The sequence below is a fragment of the Streptomyces verrucosisporus genome (genome assembly GCF_017114865.1).
Classification (GTDB): domain Bacteria; phylum Actinomycetota; class Actinomycetes; order Streptomycetales; family Streptomycetaceae; genus Streptomyces; species Streptomyces fenghuangensis.
Window position 1 is genome coordinate 1 of sequence record NZ_JADEYH010000010.1, and the last position, 20099, is coordinate 20099.

13 protein-coding genes and 2 pseudogenes are annotated in these 20099 nt (G+C 73.8%); 6 read left to right on the top strand and 9 right to left on the bottom strand.

Features of this window, described 5'->3' with window-relative positions; all coding sequences use genetic code 11:
- Nucleotides 1-208: 208 nt before the first annotated feature.
- A pseudogene (locus tag IQ279_RS28795) lies at nucleotides 209-300 on the top strand (SAM-dependent methyltransferase); the annotation flags it as partial.
- Nucleotides 301-632: 332 nt separating this feature from the next.
- Here IQ279_RS28795 and IQ279_RS13175 read toward each other — a convergent pair.
- Together IQ279_RS13175 and lepA are read right to left on the bottom strand one after the other, a co-directional pair.
- Nucleotides 633-2522 (bottom strand): AMP-dependent synthetase/ligase, encoded by a 1890-nt coding sequence (locus IQ279_RS13175; RefSeq protein WP_206348730.1) that lies wholly within the window; start codon nucleotides 2520-2522, stop codon nucleotides 633-635.
- Between the two features lie 388 nt (nucleotides 2523-2910).
- Nucleotides 2911-4788 carry a translation elongation factor 4 gene (lepA, locus tag IQ279_RS13180; RefSeq protein WP_206348731.1) on the bottom strand — a complete coding sequence of 626 codons (1878 nt, stop codon included), beginning with the start codon at nucleotides 4786-4788 and terminating at the stop codon, nucleotides 2911-2913.
- Nucleotides 4789-5009: 221 nt separating this feature from the next.
- On the opposite strand from lepA, the gene rpsT reads away from it, so the two are divergent.
- Complete coding sequence (rpsT, locus tag IQ279_RS13185) at nucleotides 5010-5276, top strand: 30S ribosomal protein S20 (protein WP_206348732.1); 267 nt, start codon at nucleotides 5010-5012, stop codon at nucleotides 5274-5276.
- 266 nt (nucleotides 5277-5542) lie between these two features.
- Here rpsT and holA read toward each other — a convergent pair whose 3' ends face one another.
- Nucleotides 5543-6535, bottom strand: coding sequence for a DNA polymerase III subunit delta (holA, locus tag IQ279_RS13190; RefSeq protein ID WP_206348733.1), 993 nt, complete (start codon nucleotides 6533-6535; stop codon nucleotides 5543-5545).
- Nucleotides 6536-6646: 111 nt separating this feature from the next.
- On the opposite strand from holA, the gene IQ279_RS13195 reads away from it, so the two are divergent.
- On the top strand, nucleotides 6647-6892 hold the full coding sequence (locus IQ279_RS13195) for a hypothetical protein (protein WP_206348734.1): 246 nt from the start codon (nucleotides 6647-6649) through the stop codon (nucleotides 6890-6892).
- 27 nt (nucleotides 6893-6919) lie between these two features.
- Here the strand turns inward: IQ279_RS13195 and IQ279_RS13200 are convergent.
- Nucleotides 6920-7458 (bottom strand): annotated as a pseudogene (locus tag IQ279_RS13200) (DinB family protein).
- A 127-nt stretch (nucleotides 7459-7585) separates the two neighbouring features.
- On the opposite strand from IQ279_RS13200, the gene IQ279_RS13205 reads away from it, so the two are divergent.
- Nucleotides 7586-8056: a pyridoxamine 5'-phosphate oxidase family protein gene (locus IQ279_RS13205; RefSeq protein WP_206348735.1), complete on the top strand. Its 471-nt coding sequence runs from the start codon at nucleotides 7586-7588 to the stop codon at nucleotides 8054-8056.
- Nucleotides 8057-8126: 70 nt separating this feature from the next.
- Here the strand turns inward: IQ279_RS13205 and IQ279_RS13210 are convergent, their stop codons facing one another.
- The 4 genes from IQ279_RS13210 to IQ279_RS13225 form a co-directional block, all read right to left on the bottom strand.
- Complete coding sequence (locus IQ279_RS13210) at nucleotides 8127-10679, bottom strand: ComEC/Rec2 family competence protein (RefSeq protein ID WP_206348736.1); 2553 nt, start codon at nucleotides 10677-10679, stop codon at nucleotides 8127-8129.
- Nucleotides 10676-11335, bottom strand: a complete 660-nt coding sequence (locus IQ279_RS13215; RefSeq protein ID WP_307792337.1) for a ComEA family DNA-binding protein — start codon at nucleotides 11333-11335, stop codon at nucleotides 10676-10678. The genes IQ279_RS13210 and IQ279_RS13215 overlap by 4 nt, the downstream gene beginning before the upstream one ends.
- Nucleotides 11336-12028: 693 nt before the next feature.
- Nucleotides 12029-12907, bottom strand: a complete 879-nt coding sequence (locus IQ279_RS13220) for a DegV family protein (protein ID WP_206348738.1) — start codon at nucleotides 12905-12907, stop codon at nucleotides 12029-12031.
- Between the two features lie 177 nt (nucleotides 12908-13084).
- Nucleotides 13085-13879, bottom strand: a complete 795-nt coding sequence (locus IQ279_RS13225) for a tetratricopeptide repeat protein (RefSeq protein ID WP_307792338.1) — start codon at nucleotides 13877-13879, stop codon at nucleotides 13085-13087.
- A gap of 281 nt (nucleotides 13880-14160) precedes the next feature.
- Here IQ279_RS13225 and IQ279_RS13230 point away from each other — a divergent pair, with 281 nt between their 5' ends.
- Nucleotides 14161-15597: an FAD-binding oxidoreductase gene (locus IQ279_RS13230; RefSeq protein WP_206348739.1), complete on the top strand. Its 1437-nt coding sequence runs from the start codon at nucleotides 14161-14163 to the stop codon at nucleotides 15595-15597.
- A 45-nt stretch (nucleotides 15598-15642) separates the two neighbouring features.
- The gene (locus IQ279_RS13235) at nucleotides 15643-16881 is read left to right on the top strand and encodes a (Fe-S)-binding protein (protein ID WP_206348740.1); all 1239 of its coding nucleotides are present in this window, start codon (nucleotides 15643-15645) and stop codon (nucleotides 16879-16881) included.
- Between the two features lie 70 nt (nucleotides 16882-16951).
- Here the strand turns inward: IQ279_RS13235 and leuS are convergent, their stop codons facing one another.
- On the bottom strand, nucleotides 16952-19840 hold the full coding sequence (gene leuS / locus IQ279_RS13240; protein ID WP_206348741.1) for a leucine--tRNA ligase: 2889 nt from the start codon (nucleotides 19838-19840) through the stop codon (nucleotides 16952-16954).
- Nucleotides 19841-20099 lie beyond the last annotated feature (259 nt).

Sequence of the window (20099 nt, forward strand, 5' to 3'; positions counted from 1 at the left end):
GGGCGTCCCGCCCAAACGCACGGAGCGGTAACGCACGGCCCTCGTCGGGCTCCCCGCGGGGCTCCCGCCTCCGTGCCACTCAGGCGTCAACTCGCCTTCTCCCGGAGGCAGTCGGATTACGTTGTGCGACGACCGTCGCCGTGGTCCGTGACAGAAGGCCCCTCCCGTGAGCGCCCCCCCGCACGCACCCGAACCGCAGGCGCCACCCGTGATCGACACAACGGTGCCGCACGTGGCGCGGATCTGGAACTACTGGCTGGGGGGAAGGACAACTACGAGGTCGACCGCGCGGTCGGCGACGGCACCGACGTCATTCACGGCGAGCGGTCGGACAGGATCGTGGAGGTGTGGAACTCCTCCGGCAACGCACCGCTCGTCCTGCGCGGCCCCGAGCGGATCGCCTCCCTCGACGGCCTGGAGCCGGTGGAGCCCGGGGTGGTGTCGTGCAACCGCTGGCGGCCCGGCCCCGCGCGGGGAGGCGGGCCCGGGGAGGACGAGGAGGTCGACGCCTTCTGCGGCGTGGGCGCGCAAGCCCTGGGCGCACGGCTCGCCCGAAGCCCGGAGGTGAAGGGCCGGGGACGCCGCACCGCGGGCGCTCCCCGGCCCTTCCGGCCCGTTCCGGGCCCCGGACCTCACGACTCGCGGGCGCCCTCGTACATCTCCTCGATCAGGTGGCCGAACTTCTTCTCCACCGCGGGCCGCTTCAGCTTCAGGCTCGGGGTGAGCTCACCGTGCTCGATGTCCAGATCGCGCGGCAGGATCCGGAACTTCTTGATCGTCTGCCAGCGCTGGAGACCCTCGTTGAGGCGCTGGACGTAGCCGTCGACGAGCTTGTGCACCTCGTCGGAGCCGACGACCTCCGCGTAGCTCCTGCCGCCCATCCCGTGCTCCTCGGCCCAGCCCATGATGGTGGGCTCGTCGAGCGCGATGAGCGCGGTGCAGTAGTTGCGGTCGGCGCCGTGCACCAGGATGTTGGAGACGTAGGGGCAGACCGCCTTGAACTGACCCTCGACCTCGGCCGGGGCGATGTACTTGCCGCCGGATGTCTTGATCAGGTCCTTCTTGCGGTCGGTGATCCGCAGGTAGCCGTCCTCCGACAGCTCGCCGATGTCGCCGGTGTGGAACCAGCCGTCCTCCTCCAGGACCTCGGCGGTCTTCTCCGGCAGCCTGTGGTAACCCTGCATGATGCCGGGGCCGCGCAGCAGGATCTCGCCGTCCTCGGCGATGCGCACCTCGGTGCCGGGCAGCGGCTTGCCGACCGTGCCGGTACGGTACGCCTCGCCGGGGTTGACGAAGCTGGCGGCGCTGGACTCGGTGAGGCCGTAGCCCTCCAGGATGTGGACGCCGGCGCCGGCGAAGAAGTAGCCGATCTCCGGGGCCAGGGCGGCGGAACCCGAGACGCAGGCGCGCAGTCTTCCGCCGAAGGCCTCGCGGAGCTTGGCGTAGACGAGCTTGTCGGCGACCGCGTGCTTCATCCTCAGGCCAGCGGGCGCGGAGGCGGTGCCGGTGCGGCGGAAGTTGTCCTGGGTGACCTTGGCGTACTCGCGTGCGACCCCGGAGGCCCACTTGAAGATCTTGTACTTGGCGCCGCCGCCGGCCCGTGCCTTGGCCGCGACCCCGTTGTAGACCTTCTCGAAGATCCGGGGGACGGCGGCCATGTAGGTGGGCCGCACGACCGGAAGGTTCTCGATGATCTTGTCGACCCGGCCGTCCACGGCGGTGACGTGGCCGACCTCGATCTGGGCCGCGGTGAGCACCTTGCCGAACACGTGCGCCAGCGGCAGCCACAGGTACTGCACGTCGTCGGCGCGGACCAGTTCCGTCGCGGCGATGGCCTTGGCCATGTAGGACCAGGCGTCGTGCGGCAGCCGTACGCCCTTGGGCCGGCCGGTGGTGCCGGAGGTGTAGATCAGGGTGGCGAGCTGGTCGGAGCGCAGGGCGCCGACGGTCTCCTTGACCGCCTCGGGGTGCTCCTCGAGGTACGCCTCACCGCGCTTGCGCAGCTCGTCCAGCGACAGCACCCAGCCCTCCGGGTCGCCCTCGGCGGCCACGGCGCCCTCCGCCTCGATGACGACGACGTGGGCGAGGTCCGGCAGCTCGGCGCGGCGCTCGCGGGCCTTGGCGAGCTGCACGGCGTCCTCGGCGATCAGCACACGGCTCTCGGAGTCGGCGAGGATGTAGGCGGTCTCCTCGGCGTTGGTGCTGGGGTAGACGGTCGTGGTGGCCGCTCCGGCGCACAGCACTCCCAGGTCGCACAGGATCCAGTCGGCCCGGGTGCCCGAGGCGATGGCGACCCGCTCCTCGGGCCTCACCCCCAGGTCCATCAGGCCCGCGGCGATCGCGAAGACCCGCCGCGCGGCCTCGCCCCAGGTGTAGGAGCGCCACTCGTCCGGGCCCTTGCCCGAGGCCGGGGGCACGGGATAGCGGTACGCCTCGCCGTCCGGGGTCGCCTCGATGCGCTCCAGGAAGAGGTTCGCCACCGAGGGCGGACGGTTCTGGATCAGGGACTGGTTGTCGCTCACAACATCCTCCGGGGCCCGCGACGGTGCAGGGGGGTGGCTCCAAGGCTCGGTCCACCGCGAGTACTGGGGTGGGGAAAAGATGGAACGGTTCAGTGCTGTGCGTACTGCTCTGTGCGTATTGAGTGACTCGCGAGTAACAACCGAGCGGGCGATCAGCCTAAGGCGGAAGGTCCCGCCTTGAAAGAGCTTGCACATCGCCTACGTGAAGCCGTGACCTGTGCGATACATACACCACATACACCGCCGCCCGCCCTCGCGCCCGCGCACGGACCCGCACGTGTGAGGGCGCCGGTACGGCCCGCGCGGGCCGTACCGGCGCCCTCACGGACGCTCCGTCCTGCGGCTTCCGCCCACGGACCGGCCCGTGGGCGGGCCCGTGGGGCGGGCCCTACTTCTTGCCCTTGGCGTCGCCGCCGCCGTCGGAGTCCGAGGAGAGCGCGGCGATGAAGGCCTCCTGCGGGACCTCCACCCGGCCCACCACCTTCATGCGCTTCTTGCCCTCCTTCTGCTTCTCCAGCAGCTTCCGCTTGCGGGAGATGTCACCGCCGTAGCACTTGGCGAGCACGTCCTTGCGGATGGCGCGGACGGTCTCGCGGGCGATGACGCGCGAGCCGATGGCGGCCTGGATGGGCACCTCGAACTGCTGCCGGGGGATGAGCTCGCGCAGCTTGGAGGCCATCCTGACCCCGTAGCTGTACGCCTTGTCCTTGTGGACGATCGCGGAGAAGGCGTCCACCTTGTCGCCGTGCAGCAGGATGTCGACCTTGACCAGGTCGGCGGTCTGCTCGCTGGTCGGCTCGTAGTCGAGCGAGGCGTAACCGCGGGTCTTGGACTTGAGCGCGTCGAAGAAGTCGAAGACGATCTCCGCCAGCGGAAGGGTGTAGCGCAGCTCGACGCGGTCCTCGGACAGGTAGTCCATGCCCAGCAGGTTGCCGCGCCTCGACTGGCACAGCTCCATCACGGCGCCGACGAAGTCGTTCGGGGTCAGCACCGTCGCGCGGACGACCGGCTCGTGCACCTGGGCGACCTTGCCCGTCGGGTACTCGCTGGGGTTGGTGACGATGTGCTCGGTGCCGTCCTCCATGTCCACGCGGTAGACCACGTTGGGCGCGGTGGCGATCAGGTCGAGCCCGAACTCGCGCTCCAGACGCTCGCGGATGACCTCCAGGTGCAGCAGGCCGAGGAAGCCCACGCGGAAGCCGAAGCCGAGGGCGGCGGACGTCTCCGGCTCGTAGACCAGCGCGGCGTCGTTGAGCTGGAGCTTGTCCAGGGCGTCGCGCAGCTCGGGGTAGTCCGAGCCGTCCAGCGGGTACAGGCCGGAGAACACCATCGGCTTGGGGTCCTTGTAACCGCCCAGCGCCTCGGTGGCCCCCTTGGAGAACTGGGTGATGGTGTCGCCGACCTTGGACTGGCGCACGTCCTTCACACCGGTGATCAGATAGCCCACCTCGCCGACGGACAGGCCGTCGGAGGGCAGCATCTCGGGGCTGTTGGTGCCGATCTCCAGCAGCTCGTGGGCAGCGCCGGTGGACATCATCTGGATGCGCTCACGCCTGGAGAGCTTGCCGTCGACGACCTTCACATACGTCACGACGCCCCGGTAGGCGTCGTAGACCGAGTCGAAGATCATCGCGCGGGCGGGGGCGTCCGCGACCCCGACCGGGGCCGGGACCTGCCGCACGACCTCGTCCAGCAGCGCGTCGACGCCCTCGCCGGTCTTGGCGGAGACCTTCAGGACCTCCGACGGGTCGCAGCCGATGAGGTGCGCCAGCTCGGCGGCGAACTTCTCCGGCTGGGCGGCCGGGAGGTCGATCTTGTTGAGGACGGGGATGATCGTGAGGTCGTTCTCCATCGCCAGGTAGAGGTTGGCGAGCGTCTGCGCCTCGATGCCCTGGGCGGCGTCGACCAGGAGGATGCACCCCTCGCACGCGGCCAGCGAGCGGGACACCTCGTAGGTGAAGTCGACGTGCCCGGGGGTGTCGATCATGTTGAGGATGTGGGTCGTCCCCTTCGCCTCGCCCTCGGTGGGGGCCCACGGCAGGCGGACCGCCTGGGACTTGATCGTGATGCCGCGCTCGCGCTCGATGTCCATGCGGTCGAGGTACTGGGCGCGCATCTGGCGCTGCTCGACGACACCGGTGAGCTGGAGCATCCGGTCGGCGAGCGTCGACTTGCCGTGGTCGATGTGCGCGATGATGCAGAAGTTGCGGATCAGCGCCGGGTCGGTACGGCTCGGCTCCGGCACGTTCGATGGGGTCGCGGGCACGCAGGGTCCTGTCGGGTCATGGCTCGGATCGGTACGTCTCCCCCATCGTCCCATGAGTGGCGCTTACGGTCCGGTTTGGGAGCCGATCAGGCCTGCTGGTACTCTGACCGACTGTGTCTCAACGCCCTCGCGCGGGGCCCGGCGCGCGGACGGATGCGACGGGACCGCACGGGGAGACGGGGCACGGAATCACACCTCATCACACCCGAGAAGGCTCTTTCGTGGCGAACATCAAGTCCCAGATCAAGCGGATCAAGACCAACGAGAAGGCCCGCCAGCGCAACAAGGCGGTCAAGTCCGAGCTGAAGACCGCGATCCGCCGCACCCGTGAGGCGATCGCCGCCGGTGACGCCGAGAAGGCCGCCGAGGCCGCGCGCCTGGCCGGCAAGAAGCTCGACAAGGCCGCCAACAAGGGCGTGATCCACAAGAACCAGGCCGCCAACAAGAAGTCGGCGCTGGCCCAGAAGGTCTCCGCTCTCAAGGGCTGAAGCCCCCGGGCCGCCGTCTGACGGCCCGCCCCGGCGCCGACACGGAACCCAGCGGACCCTCTCACCGCTCCGTGCCGGCCCACCGCGCCGCACACGGCCTGCGTTCGCCACGCGGGTGCGGCGCACCGAGAAGTCACAGGTCTGGAGCCTGACGCGTACTGCCTGCCGTGATCCCCCACGGCGGGCAGTACGCGTTCCATGCACGCTTCCTGCGCGCCGCTTCCCGCGCACTGCTTGCCCGCGGGCTCCCCTCACACCGCTCCGCCTCAGCGGGAGCGGGCCGCACGGGCGATGGTGATGACGGCCTTCTCCAGGGCGTACTCCGGGTCGTCCCCACCGCCCTTGACCGCCGCGTCGGCCTCGGCCACCGCACGCAGTGCCGCCGACACCCCGGCCGCCGACCAGCCGCGCATCTGCTGGCGGACCCGGTCGATCTTCCACGGCGGCATCCCCAGCTCACGGGCCAGATCGCCGGGACGCATCCCGCGCGGGGCCGACATCAGCCTGCCGATGCCCCGCACCCCCTGGGCCAGGGCGCTGGTCACCAGCACCGGGGCCACACCCGTGGACAGCGACCAGCGCAGCGCCTCCAGCGCCTCGGGCAGCCTGCCCTCCACCGCCCGGTCGGCGATGGTGAAGCTGGACGCCTCGGCGCGCCCGCTGTAGTAGCGGGCCACGACCGCCTCGTCGATGGTGCCCTCGACATCGGCGGTGAGCTGGGAGCAGGCGCCGGCCAGTTCGCGCAGATCGCTGCCGAGGATCTCCACCAGGGCCTGGCAGGCCTCCGGTGTCGCCGAGCGTCCGGCGGCGCGGAACTCGCCGCGCACGAACGCCTGCCGGTCGGCGGGCTTGGTCATCTTCGGGCAGGCGACCTCGCGCGCGCCCGCCTTGCGGGCGGCGTCCAGCAGCCCCTTGCCCTTGGCGCCGCCCGCGTGCACCAGCACCAGGGTGATCTCCTCGGCCGGGGAGCCCAGATACGCCTTGACGTCCTTGACCGTGTCGGCGGCGAGGTCCTGCGCGTCCCGGACGACCACGATCTTCCGCTCGGCGAACAGGGACGGGCTGGTCAGCTCCGCCAGCGTGCCGGGCCGCAGGTCGGCGGGGGCGAGTTCACGCACGTCGGTGTCGGCGTCGGCGGCCCTGGCCGCGTCGATCACCTGGCGCACCGCGCGGTCGAGCAGCAGATCCTCCTGGCCCACCGCGAGCGTGACGGGGGCGAGGGGGTCGTCGGTCGAGGACTTCCTGGTTTTACCGGCCATCGCGCACCAGCATCCCACGAGCCGCCGACAGTCCCGGCCGCGCCGGGGTCGCCGTCGGGGCCGCCGGGACCTGTCCGCGGACCGCTCCGGCGGCTGTCGCACAATGGCGCGGTGGACGACGTACGACACATCCTGGTGCTCCCCGACCGCGACGCCGCACAGGAGGTGGCCGAGGAGGTCGCCGAACGGCTCGGGCTGGCCGAGGAGCCGCGGCCGGTCCGCGAGGCGCTGGCGGGCGAGGACGACGCGGAGGACGCCCAGTGGCTGGTCGTCCTCGACGATCCGGGCGGCGCGTACGACCCGGCCGGACTGGACGCCCTCGCCGCCGAGTACGACGGCTGGCTGGAGCGGGACTGAGGCCGGCGGGTGCGGGCTGGGCGGCCCTCAGTCGCGGGACGCGGCGCGCGGCATCCGGAGCCGGCCGATCTCGGCGGCGTTCTTCATGAGCTCGGAGTTCACCCGGGCCACCGTGTCGGCGACGGTGTACCCGGAGCCGTCCGGCCACGGGAAAGGGGCGGCGGCGTCCAGGTCTGCCCCGGTGAGGCCTTCCAGCACCTCCAGCCAGTGCGTGCGCAGGCCGCGCAGCCACTCGACGGCGGCCTCCCCTCGCCCGGCCAGACGGCATCGCCGCGCCCGCGCGGCGTCCGGCCCCGCGCATGGTCGGCCGCCGTACCCCACCACCAGCCGATGTGCCGGCTCAGCCAGGCGATCGTGGGGACCGGGGACGGGGTCGGGCTCGGTGTCCGCCCAGTCCGGCACCCACTTCCCCTCCGCGTCCGGGCGGACCGTCCAGCACTGCCGGGAGCCGGTTCCCAGAGGAAGTCCCCGGGCTCCAGGCGCTCCAGGCGCTCCAGGCGGTACTCGAACAGTGCCCAGGTCAGGTCGGGCTGCCGGCGCAGCAGGTCGCGTCGGGATGCGGTCACCGTCCGACTCCGGCACACCACGGCCCCGGCCGGAAACGGTTTGTCCGGGCGGTGGGCGGGAGTAGGGCGTGCGGCCCAGGACGTCCGCCCGATGTGCCGGGCCTCGCCGCCGGTTAGCGTCCGGCGCATGACGGCCCCTCACCCGGCTCCGCGTACGGCGGAGCAGCGCAGACGCGATGTCCTGAAGCGGCTGGAGGAGGACGTGGACGTCTGGGTGTCCACGGTGAATCCCGACGCCACCCCCTGTCTCGTGCCTCTGTCCTTCCTCTGGTCCGAAGACACGCTGCTGATCTCCACCCGTGCCTCCCGGCCCACCGTCCGCAACCTGCGGGCGGTGGGCCGGGAGGCACGGGCGCGGGTGGCGCTGGGGCACACGCGGGACGTGGTCCTCATCGACGCCCGCGCCGAGATCCTCGACCCCGGTGAGCTGCCCGGGCGGGAGGCGGACGCGTTCGCCGCGAAGCTGGGCTGGGATCCGCGTGGGAAGTCCGGATGGGTCTACCTCCGGCTGCGGCCGGAGAGGCTGCTGGCCTGGCGCGAGGAGAACGAACTGGCCGGCCGGGAACTGGTGCGCGACGGTCGGTGGCTCACGCGCTGACGGGCCTTCGGTGAGGGAGGCGGAGCGGGGAAACGGCCCTCGCCGCGCCGATGCCCTCCCCAACGCGCCGTCAGCCCGCTGCGACCACCGTGCCGTCCGCGGTGACGGCCAGGGAACCGTGGGTGTCGGTGCGCGCAACGGCGGATCCCAGGGCGTGCAGTCCGGCCAGGACCTTCGGAGACGGGTGGCCGTAAGGGTTGTCCTCCCCGCAGGAGACGAGGGCGACGCGGGGGCGCAGCCGCTCCAGCAGGACCTGGTCCTGGTGGGCCGAGCCGTGGTGGGCCACCTTGAGGACGTCCACCGCGGGCAGGTCGGGGTGTGCCTCCAGCAGGCCGCGCTGCGCCGGGGGTTCGAGGTCTCCGGGGAGGAGGACGGTCAGGCCGGCCGCGCGGACGAGGAGGGTGACGCTGGCGTCGTTGGCGTCCTCGCCCGAGGTGGAGGGTGGTCCGGGTGGCGGCGGCCGGCGGGGCCAGAGCACCTCCCAGGACAGGTCGCCGATCCGGCGCCGCTCCCCCGGCCCCGCCCCGATCACAGGCACTCCCGCGCGGGCCGCATCCCGTCGTACCGCCGCCGCCTGCCCGGCCGGCTCACTCCGGGAGGTGGTCTGGATCGCCCCGACCGCACGGCCCCGCAGCACCCCGGTCAGCCCGGCGACGTGGTCGGCGTGGAAGTGGGTGAGCACCAGCAGGGGGACGGTGGTGACGCCAAGGGTACGCAGGCAGCGGTCCACCGTCTCCGGCTCGGGGCCTGCGTCGACGACCACGGCCGCCCCCTCCCCGGCCGCCAGCGCCAGCGCGTCGCCCTGGCCCACGTCGCAGACCGCCAGCCGCCAGCCCGGCGGCGGCCAGCCGGTGAGCGGGCGGATCAGCGGGGCGGGGCGCAGGACCGCCAGTGCCAGCAGTGCGGCGCAGGCCGCGCACAGCCACCGGTGCCGCGCCAGGTGACGGGCCGCCAGGACCGCCGCCGCGGTGAGGGCGGCCAGCAGCAGTGCGCCGGCCCAGCTGCCGGGCCAGTCGATCTCGGCACCGGGCAGGGAGGCCCCCGCACGGGCGATGGCGGCGACGGCCCCGGTGGGCCAGCCCGCCAGCCGGGCCAGCACCTCGGCGAGCGGCGGTGCGAGGGGCGCGGTGACCAGGGCGGCGAAGCCCAGCACGGTGGCGGGCGCGACCAGGAACTCGGCCAGCATGTTGCACGGGATCGCCACCAGGCTGACGTGGGCCGCGAGGACCGCGACCACGGGCGCGCACACCGCCTGCGCCGCCGCGGCCGCCGCCAGCGCCTCGGCGAGCCTCCCCGGCGTCCCCCGGCGGCGCAGGGCCTCGCTCCAGCGGGGGGCGACGGTGAGCAGCGAGCCGGTGGCCAGGACCGAGAGGATGAAGCCGAAGTCGCGGGCCAGCCACGGGTCGTAGAGCACGAGCAGCAGTACCGCGGCGGCCAGGGCCGGCAGCAGGGACCGCCGCCGTCCGGTGCCGATCGCCACGATGGTGATCAGCCCGCAGGCCGCCGCCCGCAGCACACTGGGCTCGGGGCGGCAGACCACCACGAAGGCGAGGGTGAGCAGCGCCCCGGTGACCGCGGTGGTGCGCAGCGACATCCCCAGCCGGGGCGCCATGCCCCGGCGTTCGGCGCGTACGGCCCTGCCCGGCGGCCCGATGAGAAGCACCAGCAGGATCGCGAGGTTCGCCCCGCTGACCGCCAGCAGATGGAGCATGTCGGCGGCCCGGAAGGCGGCGTCGAGGTCGGCCGGGATGCGCGAGGTGTCGCCGACGACCAGCCCCGGCAGCAGTGCCCGCGCGTCCCCAGGCAGCCCGTCGCTGGCCTCCCGCAGCCCGGAGCGCAGGTCTCCCGCGATGCGCTGGGGAGCCGTCGGCTCCGCGGTCACCGTGGGCGGTCCGCCGGTGCTCACTCTCAGGACGGCGGCGATGTCGCGGCCCCCGGCACCGTCTTGAGGTGGCAGGAGCCGGGCCCGGAGCCGCAGCCGGGTGGTGGGCAGCAGCTCGAGCCATTCCGCCGGCGGTCCGGCCGCCGAGTCCGTACCCCGTACCAGGAGAAGCACCGGCGACCGGGTGGCGGTCACCGTGCCGTCGGCGGTGGTGACGCGCAGGGCCTCGGCCCGCAGTATCACCGTGCCCGCCGTCTGCTCCGAGCCGCGTACGCGGGGCCGGACCACGCGCGGATCGCCGGTGACGGCCACCTCGGCGGTGACGTGCGCGTACTGCCGGGCCGCCGCAGGCAGGGGGCCCCGGTGCAGATCGGCCGCGTGCGCCGCGGCCACCCCGCCGCCGGCTGCGGCGCACACCAGTGTCATGGCGACGGCCGTACGCCCGCCTCCCCGCACCCCGCCCCGGCCCCGGCCCCTGGCCAGGCACGCCGCCGCGCCGAGGAGGCACAGCGCCACGCCCGCGACGGCCGCGCCGCCCGGAGTGCCCAGGGCCAGGGCCGCCGCACCCCAGGCGGCCAGCGCGGGCGGCACCAGCCTCAGGTCGGCCGGGCCATCCTGGCGCGGCTCCGCCGCCCCCAGCCGGCGGCCGGCGGCGGAGTGGACCGCCGACCGGGCCGTCGCGTGAGCCGCCGCACGATCCGTCGTACGGCCCTCCGCGCCCGTCCGCGTGTTCGCGGTCACGGTCCGACCAGCGGCTTCAGCTCGGCGTAGCGGCGTTCCCCGATTCCACTGACCTCGCGGAGCTCCTCGACGGAGGAGAAGCCGCCGTACTCGGTGCGGTGGTCGATGATGCGCTGGGCCATCACGGGCCCGATGCCGGGGAGTGTGTCGAGTTGTTCGGCCGTGGCGGAGTTGAGGCTGACCGGTCCGCCCGCCGCCGCTTCCGCTCCGGCCGCAGCGGGCGGGCCGGGGGCGGCCGCCGCGGTGGGGGGTGCCCCGACGACGATCTGCTCGCCGTCGGCCAGCGGCCGGGCCCGGTTGAGGCCGTGGAGATCGGTGCCCGGCCGGACACCGCCCGCGGCCCGCAGAGCGTCGGCCACCCGTGCGCCGGCCGGCAGCCGGTGGACCCCGGGCCTGCGGACCTCGCCCGCCACGTCCACCAGCAGCGCCCCTCCCCCGGCGCCCGCGCCGAGGGCCGTGCCCGCGGCCGCCGCGGGCGCCGGGGCGGAGGAGTGCGCCGAGGCGGAGGCCGGGGAGGGCACGGGGGTCGAACGGGAGGCCGGCTCCACCGGCGGTGCCTGCACCACCTGCGGGCGACCGCCCCAGAAGTGGTGTACGGCGAAGCCGAGGGCCACGGTCAGGGCCAGGGCGAGGGCGGCCAGCGTGCGCGGTTCCACTCCGCATCGCGTACGCACCCACAGCGGCAGCCTGTCCCGTACGGCCTCCGCCAGCCGTGCGCGCCGGGACGCGTCCACGGGAGCGGGCCCGGGACCTGGACCGGGGCCGGGGCCGGGACCTGCGTCCGGCCCGGTTCCGGAAGCAGGAGCGGGCATGGGCACGGAAGAGGGAGCAGGCGTCGGCGCGCTGCCGGGAACGGGACCGGAGGCGGGAACGGAGCCGGCCTGGCGCGGCGTCGGCGCCCGCTCAGCCGTCCGCCCCTGCGGGTGCACCGCCGCCAGGCGGTCGGCCCGTGCCTGCCGGACCGCGTCGCGCGCGGCCGTGATGGCCTCCGTCCGCGACAGCGGGGCGGGCGTTCCGCCGGTGTCCGGCCCACCCGGTTCCGGCCCCGGCCCGGGCACCGGTTGAGTGCTTCCGAGCAGCGCGTCCGCGCGGGCCCGCAGGGGCGCCGCCTCGGCGGCCCGCCGGATCTCCCGCCGGCGCCCGCGCCGCCCCGCGTACGGGACGGCCGAACCGGGGCCCCGGTGGCGGCCGGGGCCTGCCGCCAGAGGGCGCAGGGGCGGGCGGACAGAAGGGCGGGAGGCGGAGGTACGGGGGGCAGGGGTGCGTGATCGCAGGCGCGGTGGGGTGCTCATGCCGCCGACGGTAGGCAGGAGTTCCCGCCCTGTCCGGCCACGGCTTCTCTCCGTGGACTACCCGCCGGTTGTGGACAACCGCGTCACCTGTCGGAGTGACACCACGACGCCCAGCAGCCCCGGCCCCGTGTGTGCGCCGATGACCGCCCCCACCTCACTGACGTGCAGTTCCCCGAGCCCGGGCAGCCGGGCGCGCAGCCGCTGCGCGAGCTGGTCGGCACGGTCCGCGGCCGACAGGTGGTGGACGGCGACGTCCACCCCGGCGTCCCCCGCCCGCTCCGCCACGATCTCCTCCAGGCGGGCGATGGCCCGGGAGGCGGTGCGGACCTTCTCCAGCATGCCGATACGGCCGTCCTCCAGCTCCAGCAGCGGTTTGACCGCCAGGGCCGAACCCAGCAGGGCCCGGGCCGCGCCGATACGGCCGCCGCGCCGCAGGTACTCCAGGGTGTCCACGTAGAAGAAAGCGGAGGTCCCCTCGGCCCGCTTCCGGGCCGCGGCGACCGTCTCGTCCAGCGTGCCGCCCGCCTCGGCGGCCTCGGTGGCGGCCAGGGCGCAGAAGCCCAGCGCCATCGCCACCATGCCGGTGTCCACCACCCGCACCGGCACGGGTGCCTCCCGCGCGGCGGTCACGGCCGCGTCGTAGGTGCCGGAGAGCTCGGCCGACAGATGGAGGGAGACGATGCCCTCCACCCCCGGCTCCCGCGCGATGGAGCGGTACACCTCGGCGAACACCTGCGGGCCGGGACGGGAGGTGGTGACGGACCGCCTTTTCCGCAGGGCCTCGGCCAGCGATCGGGCGGAGAGCTCAGTGCCCTCCTCCAGCGCCCGGTCGCCCAGCACCACGGTCAGCGGCACCGAGGCGATGCGGTGGTGTTCCAGTGCCACCTGCGGCAGGTAGGCCGTGGAATCGGTGACGATCGCGACATGGCGGGACATGGGGCGGAGATTACCGGGCCTTTCCTCGCCGCGGTGAAGCGAGCGGTGCGCCGCGGTCCGCGGTGCGGCGGCCCGCGGCCCGGAGGTTCACTCAACGGACTTTCGCGGTGGTGCGGTTCGGGTGTTGGGGTCGGGCCCGGCCGCCCGGACGGCCGGCCGGGGCGGACCGTTCCGGGTTCACGAGGCGCTCTGCGGGCGCCCCTTGCCGAAATCCGGTCCGAAGTCCGGGCCGAACTCCTTGGTGAAGTCGGTGCCGAAGTCCGCCGTGTGGTCCTGCGGACCGCCCTTCGGGCCCTCGATGCCCGGTGCCCGCGGGGCCCGCGGGGCCCGCGCTCCGGGGGCGTCCGCCGCGTTCGGGCTCTCCTCCGGACTCTGCGCGTCAAAGGCAGTCCCGGGGGCCGCGGCCCCGGAGGCGCTCCCGGAAGCCGGGTCCGTCCAGTGCCGCAGCGCGCCCGCCTCGATCTCGATCTGCTCGCTCAGCGAGGCCAGTCCGTCCTCGTCGTGCCGCCGTGCCCGGTCCTGTGCGGCGAAGCGCAGCGAGTCGGCGGAGGCGCGGATGCGGCCGGCGCGCTCTCGCGCGTCCGGGAGCCGGGCGGCGATCCGGCCGCGGTCCGGCTCGCGCTCCATCAGCAGCCGCAGCTCGCCGTCGAGCTGGCGGGCGTGCTCTTCGAGCCGGTCGAGCAGGCCGGCCGCCTCGCTCAGCGAGGGGTCGTGCCGGGATCCGGTCTCCAGTGCGCGGCGTGTGCTGTCCAGGGAGCCGCGCAGCTCCAGCCGCACCCGGGCCAGTTCGCCCACCGGGCCCGGCTGGGCGCTGCGGGCCTTGAGCGTGGTCTCCTCCACGGTGCGGCGCACCTGCTGCCCCGTCCGCTCCACGCCGCGCCTGACCGCCCGCACGGTCTTCACCGTGGCGATCGCCCCGAGGACGACGAAGAGCACGAAGAGGAAGGCCAGCAGACCGATGACGAACTCCACAGCTCCCGCTCCCTCGTCGGCCGGTGTGCCGCCGCCCTCCAGCAGCCCGGAGGGGGCGGTCGTCCTCCCAGGGTAAACGTGCGGAGCCGGTCCCGGGTTCCGGCGGGCCCGGAGTGCCCCCCGCATCCGTCCCGTAGGGGGCCCGGCGGTCTCCCGGTCGTTTCCCGGCCGCTTCCCCGGGCACTGCCCGGTCCTCCTCTTCTCCTCGCCTCCTCGCCGCCGTCCGCCCGCTGGTCTACCGTCGGTCCACGCCCGTAGTCGGACTGGATGGTGGTGCGCCGATGCACACGCACGCGGAGACGGGCCCGGCCGGACGCCGGGCCGGGGAACCGGCGGGGAGTCCGCCGGGCGGTCCGGCCGGGGATCTGGCCGCCATCGTGGGGCGTGACCACGTCAGGACCGACGACGGGGCGCTGGCCGCCTACGCCCGCGACGCCACCCCCCTCTTCCACGCGCGGCCGCAGGCCGTGGTGCTGCCCGGCAGCACCGAGGAGGTCGCCGCGGTCCTGCGGTACGCCACCGAGCGGGGCGTACCCGTCGTACCGCGCGGCGCGGGATCCAACCTGTGCGCCGCCACCGTGCCCCTGCGCGGCGGCATCGTCATGGTGCTCACCCGGCTCGACCGGATCCTGGAGGTCAGCCCCGCCGAACTGCTGGCCCGCGTCCAGCCCGGGGTGACCACCGCCGCGCTGGCGGACGCGGCGGCGCGCGAGGGCCTGCTGTACGCCCCCGACCCCGGCAGCCGGACCGTCTCCACCGTCGGCGGCAACGTGGCGACCTGCGCCGGCGGCCTGCGCGGTCTGAAGTACGGCGTCACCCGCAACCATGTGCTCGGCCTGGAGGCCGTCCTGCCCACCGGGGAGGTGATCCGCACCGGCGGCCGGCTGTGGAAGGACGTGGCCGGCTACGACCTCACCCGGCTGCTGACCGGCTCCGAGGGCACCCTCGCGGTGATCACCGAGGCCACCGTGGCCCTGCTGCCCGCTCCCGAGGAGACCGGTACCGGAGTCGCCTACTTCGACTCGCTCGCCGACGCCTCCCGGGCCGTCGCGGCCGTCATCGCCGACGGGATCGTCCCGGCCACGCTGGAGTTCCTCGACCGCAAGTGCGTCTCGGCCGTCGAGGAGTTCGCCGGGCTCGGCCTGCGGCGGGACGCCGGGGCGCTGCTGCTCTTCGGCGACGACGGCTCCGGGCGCACAGTGGCGGGCACCCTCGCCCGTATCGGGGAGGTGTGCGAGGGTTCCGGGGCCCTGGAGGTCACCCTCGCCGAGGACGTCGCCCGTGCCGACGCCCTGCTCGCCGCCCGCCGCTGCTCGCTCCCGGCGCTCTCCCGGCTGGGTTCGCTCACGATCCTGGAGGACGCGACCGTGCCGCGCCACCGGCTCGCCGAGATGGTGGACCGCATCGACGAGGTCGCCGACCGCCACGACCTGCGGATCGCCACCTTCGGGCACGCCGGGGACGGCAACCTCCACCCCACCTGTGTACTCGATCCCGACGACGGTGAGGGGGCCGACCGCGCCCACCGGGCGTTCGCCGAGATCTTCGCGGCCGCCATCGCCCTGGACGGCACCATCACCGGCGAGCACGGAGTGGGCGCCGCCAAGCTGCCCTACCTCGCGGACCGGATCGGGGACGACCAGGTCGCCCTGCTGCGCCGTATCAAGAAGGCCTTCGACCCGGCGGGCATCCTCAACCCGGGAAAGCTCGGATCCTGACTTCCTCCCCGCCCGACGGCGGGGGCGTCCACGGAAGGACTCCCGATGACCGACTCCGCACCCCGTCCCGCGCCCGGCCCCGTCCCCGTACCCGCGCCCGGGCAGGGCGAAGGGCTCGGCGTGTTCGACAGGACGCTGCTCGACCGCTGCATCTCCTGCGGCTTCTGCCTGCCCGCCTGCCCCACCTACGCCCTCACCCGCCAGGAGCCCTCCTCCCCGCGCGGCCGTATCACCCTGATGCGGGCGCTGGAGTCCGGCGACCTCACCCCGGATGACCCCACCCTGGTCGAGGAGTCGTCGTTCTGCCTGGGCTGCCGGGCCTGCGAGCCGGTCTGCCCGGCGGGCGTGGAGTACGGGCAGCTGCTGGAGCAGTGGCGCGACCACCAGTGGCAGGGGCGCGACCGGCCCCTGATCGCCCGCCTGCTGATGGCCGTGGTGTCCCGGTCGTGGCTGCTGCGCCTCCAGGGGCTGGTACGGCGCCACGCCCGGGACCGCCGCCACGCCCGGGACCGCCGCTCCGCCCGGGACCGCCGTCCCGCGCACGGGGAGCGGGGGCAGCCGGTGTCGCTGATGCTGGGCTGCGTCGAGCGCGGGCTGTACCCGTCCGTCTCGCGCGCCGTGCGCGAACTGCGGCCGGAGGTCGCCGTCCCCGCCGGGCAGGGCTGCTGCGGCGCGCTGCACGCCCACAACGGCGACTCCGCCGCCGGGGCCGGGATGGCCCGCGCGCTGGGCGAGCGGCTGCCCGGCACCATCGTGACCACTTCCGGCGGCTGCGCCGCCCATCTCGCCCACCACCTGGGCCGCGACCGGGTCAGGGAGCTGAGCGAGTATCTGGAGCACACCGGTCACCGGCCCCGGGGCCGGGTCACGGTCGGCGGCCGTCCGGCACGGGTCGCCCTCCAGGACTCCTGCCACCTGCGCAACGGCCTGGGCGTGGCCCGCCCGCCGCGCGAACTCATCGCCGCGGTGGCCGACTACGTCGAGCTGCCCGGCGCGGGCGGCTGCTGCGGCGCCGCCGGCACGTACGCGATGCTGCGGCCGGACGACAGCCGGGCCGTGCTGGACCCGAAGCTGGAGGCGCTGCGGAAGCTGGACGTGGACTACGTCGTGGCGGTCAACCCCGGCTGTCTGCGCCAGCTGGGGCAGGGGCTGCGCCGTACGCGCTCCCGGACGAAGGCCGTGCACCTGGCCGAACTGCTCGCCATGGCGGCGCGGTCAAAGCCGGAGACCACGCCGGTGACCGAGCCCGGCCCGGGAACGGGTACCGGACCGGCGGCGGACTGAACGCACACGGCGGCGGGGCCGCGTCATGCGGCCGCGGCCCCGCCGCCGCATGACGCGGGTGCCCCGCAGGTCAGGCGGGGACGACGTTCACCAGCTTCGGCGCCCGCACGATCACCTTGCGGACGCCCGCCCCGCCCAGCGCGCCGACGACCGCCGGCTCGGCCAGCGCCCGCGCCTCCAGGTCGGCCTCGGAGATGTCCGGGGCGACCTCCAGACGTGCCTTGACCTTGCCCCGCACCTGCACGACGCAGGTCACCGTCTCGTCCACCACGTACCGCGGATCGGCCACGGGGAAGTCCTCGTGGACGACGCCGGTGTCGTGGCCCAGCCTGCGCCACAGTTCCTCGGCGATGTGCGGGGCCAGCGGCGCGATCAGCAGCACCAGGTGCTCGGCCACCGAACGCGGTACCTCACTCAGCCGGGTGACGTGGTTGTTCAACTCGGTGATCTTCGCGATGGCGGTGTTGAAGCGCAGGCCCTCCATGTCCTGCCGCACCCCGTCGACCGCCTTGTGCAGCGCGCGCAGGGTCTCCTCGTCCGGCTCGGCGTCGACGACCGTGACCTCGCCCGTCGCCTCGTCGACGACGTTGCGCCACAGCCGCTGCAGCAGCCGGTACTGGCCGACGACCGCGCGGGTGTCCCAGGGGCGGGAGACGTCCAGCGGGCCCATCGCCATCTCGTACAGCCGCAGGGTGTCCGCCCCGTACTCGGCGCAGATCTCGTCCGGGGTTACGGCGTTCTTCAGGGACTTGCCCATCTTGCCCAGCGCCCGGTCGACCTTCTCGCCGTCGTACCAGTAGGCGCCGTCGCGCTCGATCACCTCGGCCGCGGGCACCGCGATGCCGCGGGAGTCGCGGTAGACGTAGGCCTGGATCATGCCCTGGTTGAACAGCTTGTGGAACGGCTCGGCCGAGGAGACGTGACCCAGGTCGTACAGCACCTTGGACCAGAAGCGGGCGTACAGCAGGTGCAGCACGGCGTGTTCGGCGCCGCCGACGTACAGGTCCGCTCCGCCGGTGGGCATCCCCTCGCGCGGGCCCATCCAGTAGCGCTCGATCTCCGGGTCGACCAGCTTCTCGCCGTTGTGCGGGTCCAGGTAGCGCAGCTCGTACCAGCAGGAACCGGCCCAGTTGGGCATGGTGTTGGTCTCGCGGCGGAACCTGCGCGGGCCGAGTCCGTCGCCCAGGTCCAGGGTGACGTTCACCCACTCCTCGTTCCGCGACAGCGGGGTCTCGGGCTCGGTGTCGGCGTCGTCGGGGTCGAAGGTGCGCGGGGAGTAGTCCTCGACCTCGGGCAGTTGCAGCGGCAGCATCGACTCGGGCAGCGCGTGCGCCACTCCGTCCTCGTCGTAGACGATCGGGAACGGCTCGCCCCAGTAGCGCTGGCGGCTGAACAGCCAGTCGCGCAGGCGGTAGTTGACGGTGCCCTCGCCGATGCCGCGCTCGGTCAGCCACTCGGTCGTCCGGGCCTTGGCCTCGGTCACGCCCAGACCGTCCAGCGACACCTCCACACCGGTGGAGTTGACGATGGCGGCGTCGTAGGAGGAGAAGGCGTCGTTCCAGGTGGCCGGGTCGGTGCCGCGGCCGTCGGTCGGCTCGACCACGCAGCGCATGGGCAGTTCGAAGGCGCGGGCGAAGGCGAAGTCGCGGCTGTCGTGCGCGGGGACGGCCATGATCGCGCCGGTGCCGTAGCCCATCAGCACGTAGTCGGCGATGAAGACGGGGATCCGCTCGCCGCCCGCCGGGTTGATGGCGTAGGCGCCGGTGAAGACACCGGTCTTCTCCTTCGCTTCGGCCTGCCGCTCGACTTCCGACTTGGCGGCCGCCCTCTTGCGGTACTCCGAGACCGCCTCGGACGGTGTGGAGTGACCGCCCGTCCACACCTCGCGGGTGCCCTCGGGCCAGGCGTCGGGGACGATCCGGTCCACCAGCTCGTGCTCGGGCGCCAGCACCATGTACGTGACCCCGAACAGCGTGTCCTGACGGGTGGTGAAGACGGTGATCCGCTCGCCGGACGCCTCGCCGCCGGCGCCCTCGACCGGGAACTCGATGCGGGCGCCCTCGCTGCGGCCGATCCAGTTGCGCTGCTGCAGCTTGATCGCCTCTGGCCAGTCCAGTGCGTCCAGGTCACGCAGCAGCCGCTCGGCGTAGGCGGTGATGCGCATGTTCCACTGGCGCAGCTTGGCCTTGAAGACAGGGTAGTTGCCGCGCTCGGAGCGGCCCTCGGCGGTGACTTCCTCGTTGGCCAGGACGGTGCCCAGGCCGGGGCACCAGTTGACCGGCGCGTCGGAGGCGTACGCCAGGCGGTACCCGCCCAGTACGTCGGCCCGCTCGGCCTCGCTCAGCTCACTCCAGGCCCGGCCGTCCGGCGTGGGGCGGGCGCCGGCCTCGAACTGCCCGGCCAGTTCGGAGATCGGCCGGGCCCGGCCGGCCTCCTCGTCGTACCAGGAGTTGAAGATCTGCAGGAAGATCCACTGGGTCCACTTGTAGTAGTCCGGGTCGATCGTGGCGAAGGACCGGCGCTGGTCGTGGCCCAGGCCCAGCCGCCGCAGCTGGACCTTCATGTTCTTGATGTTGGCCTCGGTGGACACCCGCGGGTGGGTGCCGGTCTGCACGGCGTACTGCTCGGCGGGCAGGCCGAAGGCGTCGAAGCCCAGGGTGTGCAGCACGTTGTGGCCCGTCATGCGCAGATAGCGCGCGGTGACGTCCGTGGCGATGTAACCCAGCGGGTGCCCGACGTGCAGCCCCGCGCCCGAGGGGTACGGGAACATGTCCATGATGAAGCGCTTGGGGCGGGCGACGGTCTCCGGATCGCCGGCCAGGTCCCCGGTGGGGTTGGGAGCCTCGTACACCCCGCGCTCGTCCCAGAAGTCCTGCCAGCGCGCCTCGATCTCCGCGGCCAGCGCGGCCGTGTAGCGATGGGGGGCCGCGTTCTCCGCGGCGGCGGTGGTCTCGCTCATCGTCCTCTAAGCTCCATCGGTCGTCGTCTGCCTGCGGAAGGGCTCACGGCCCGGAAACGAAAAGACCCCTCGCACAGGAGGGGACGCCGCGCTGATTCCGACCTCACCGGAACCGGGACCGGAGGGTCGGCGCTGGTTCAGCGCGGCCCGCTAAGCAGAAGGCGTACGGCACGCATGCCGTCAGGGTACCGCAAGGCGCCTTCCCGCTCCCGCGGCCGTCCGGGGCCCGGGCCGTGCTCGGACACGGCCCGGACAGACG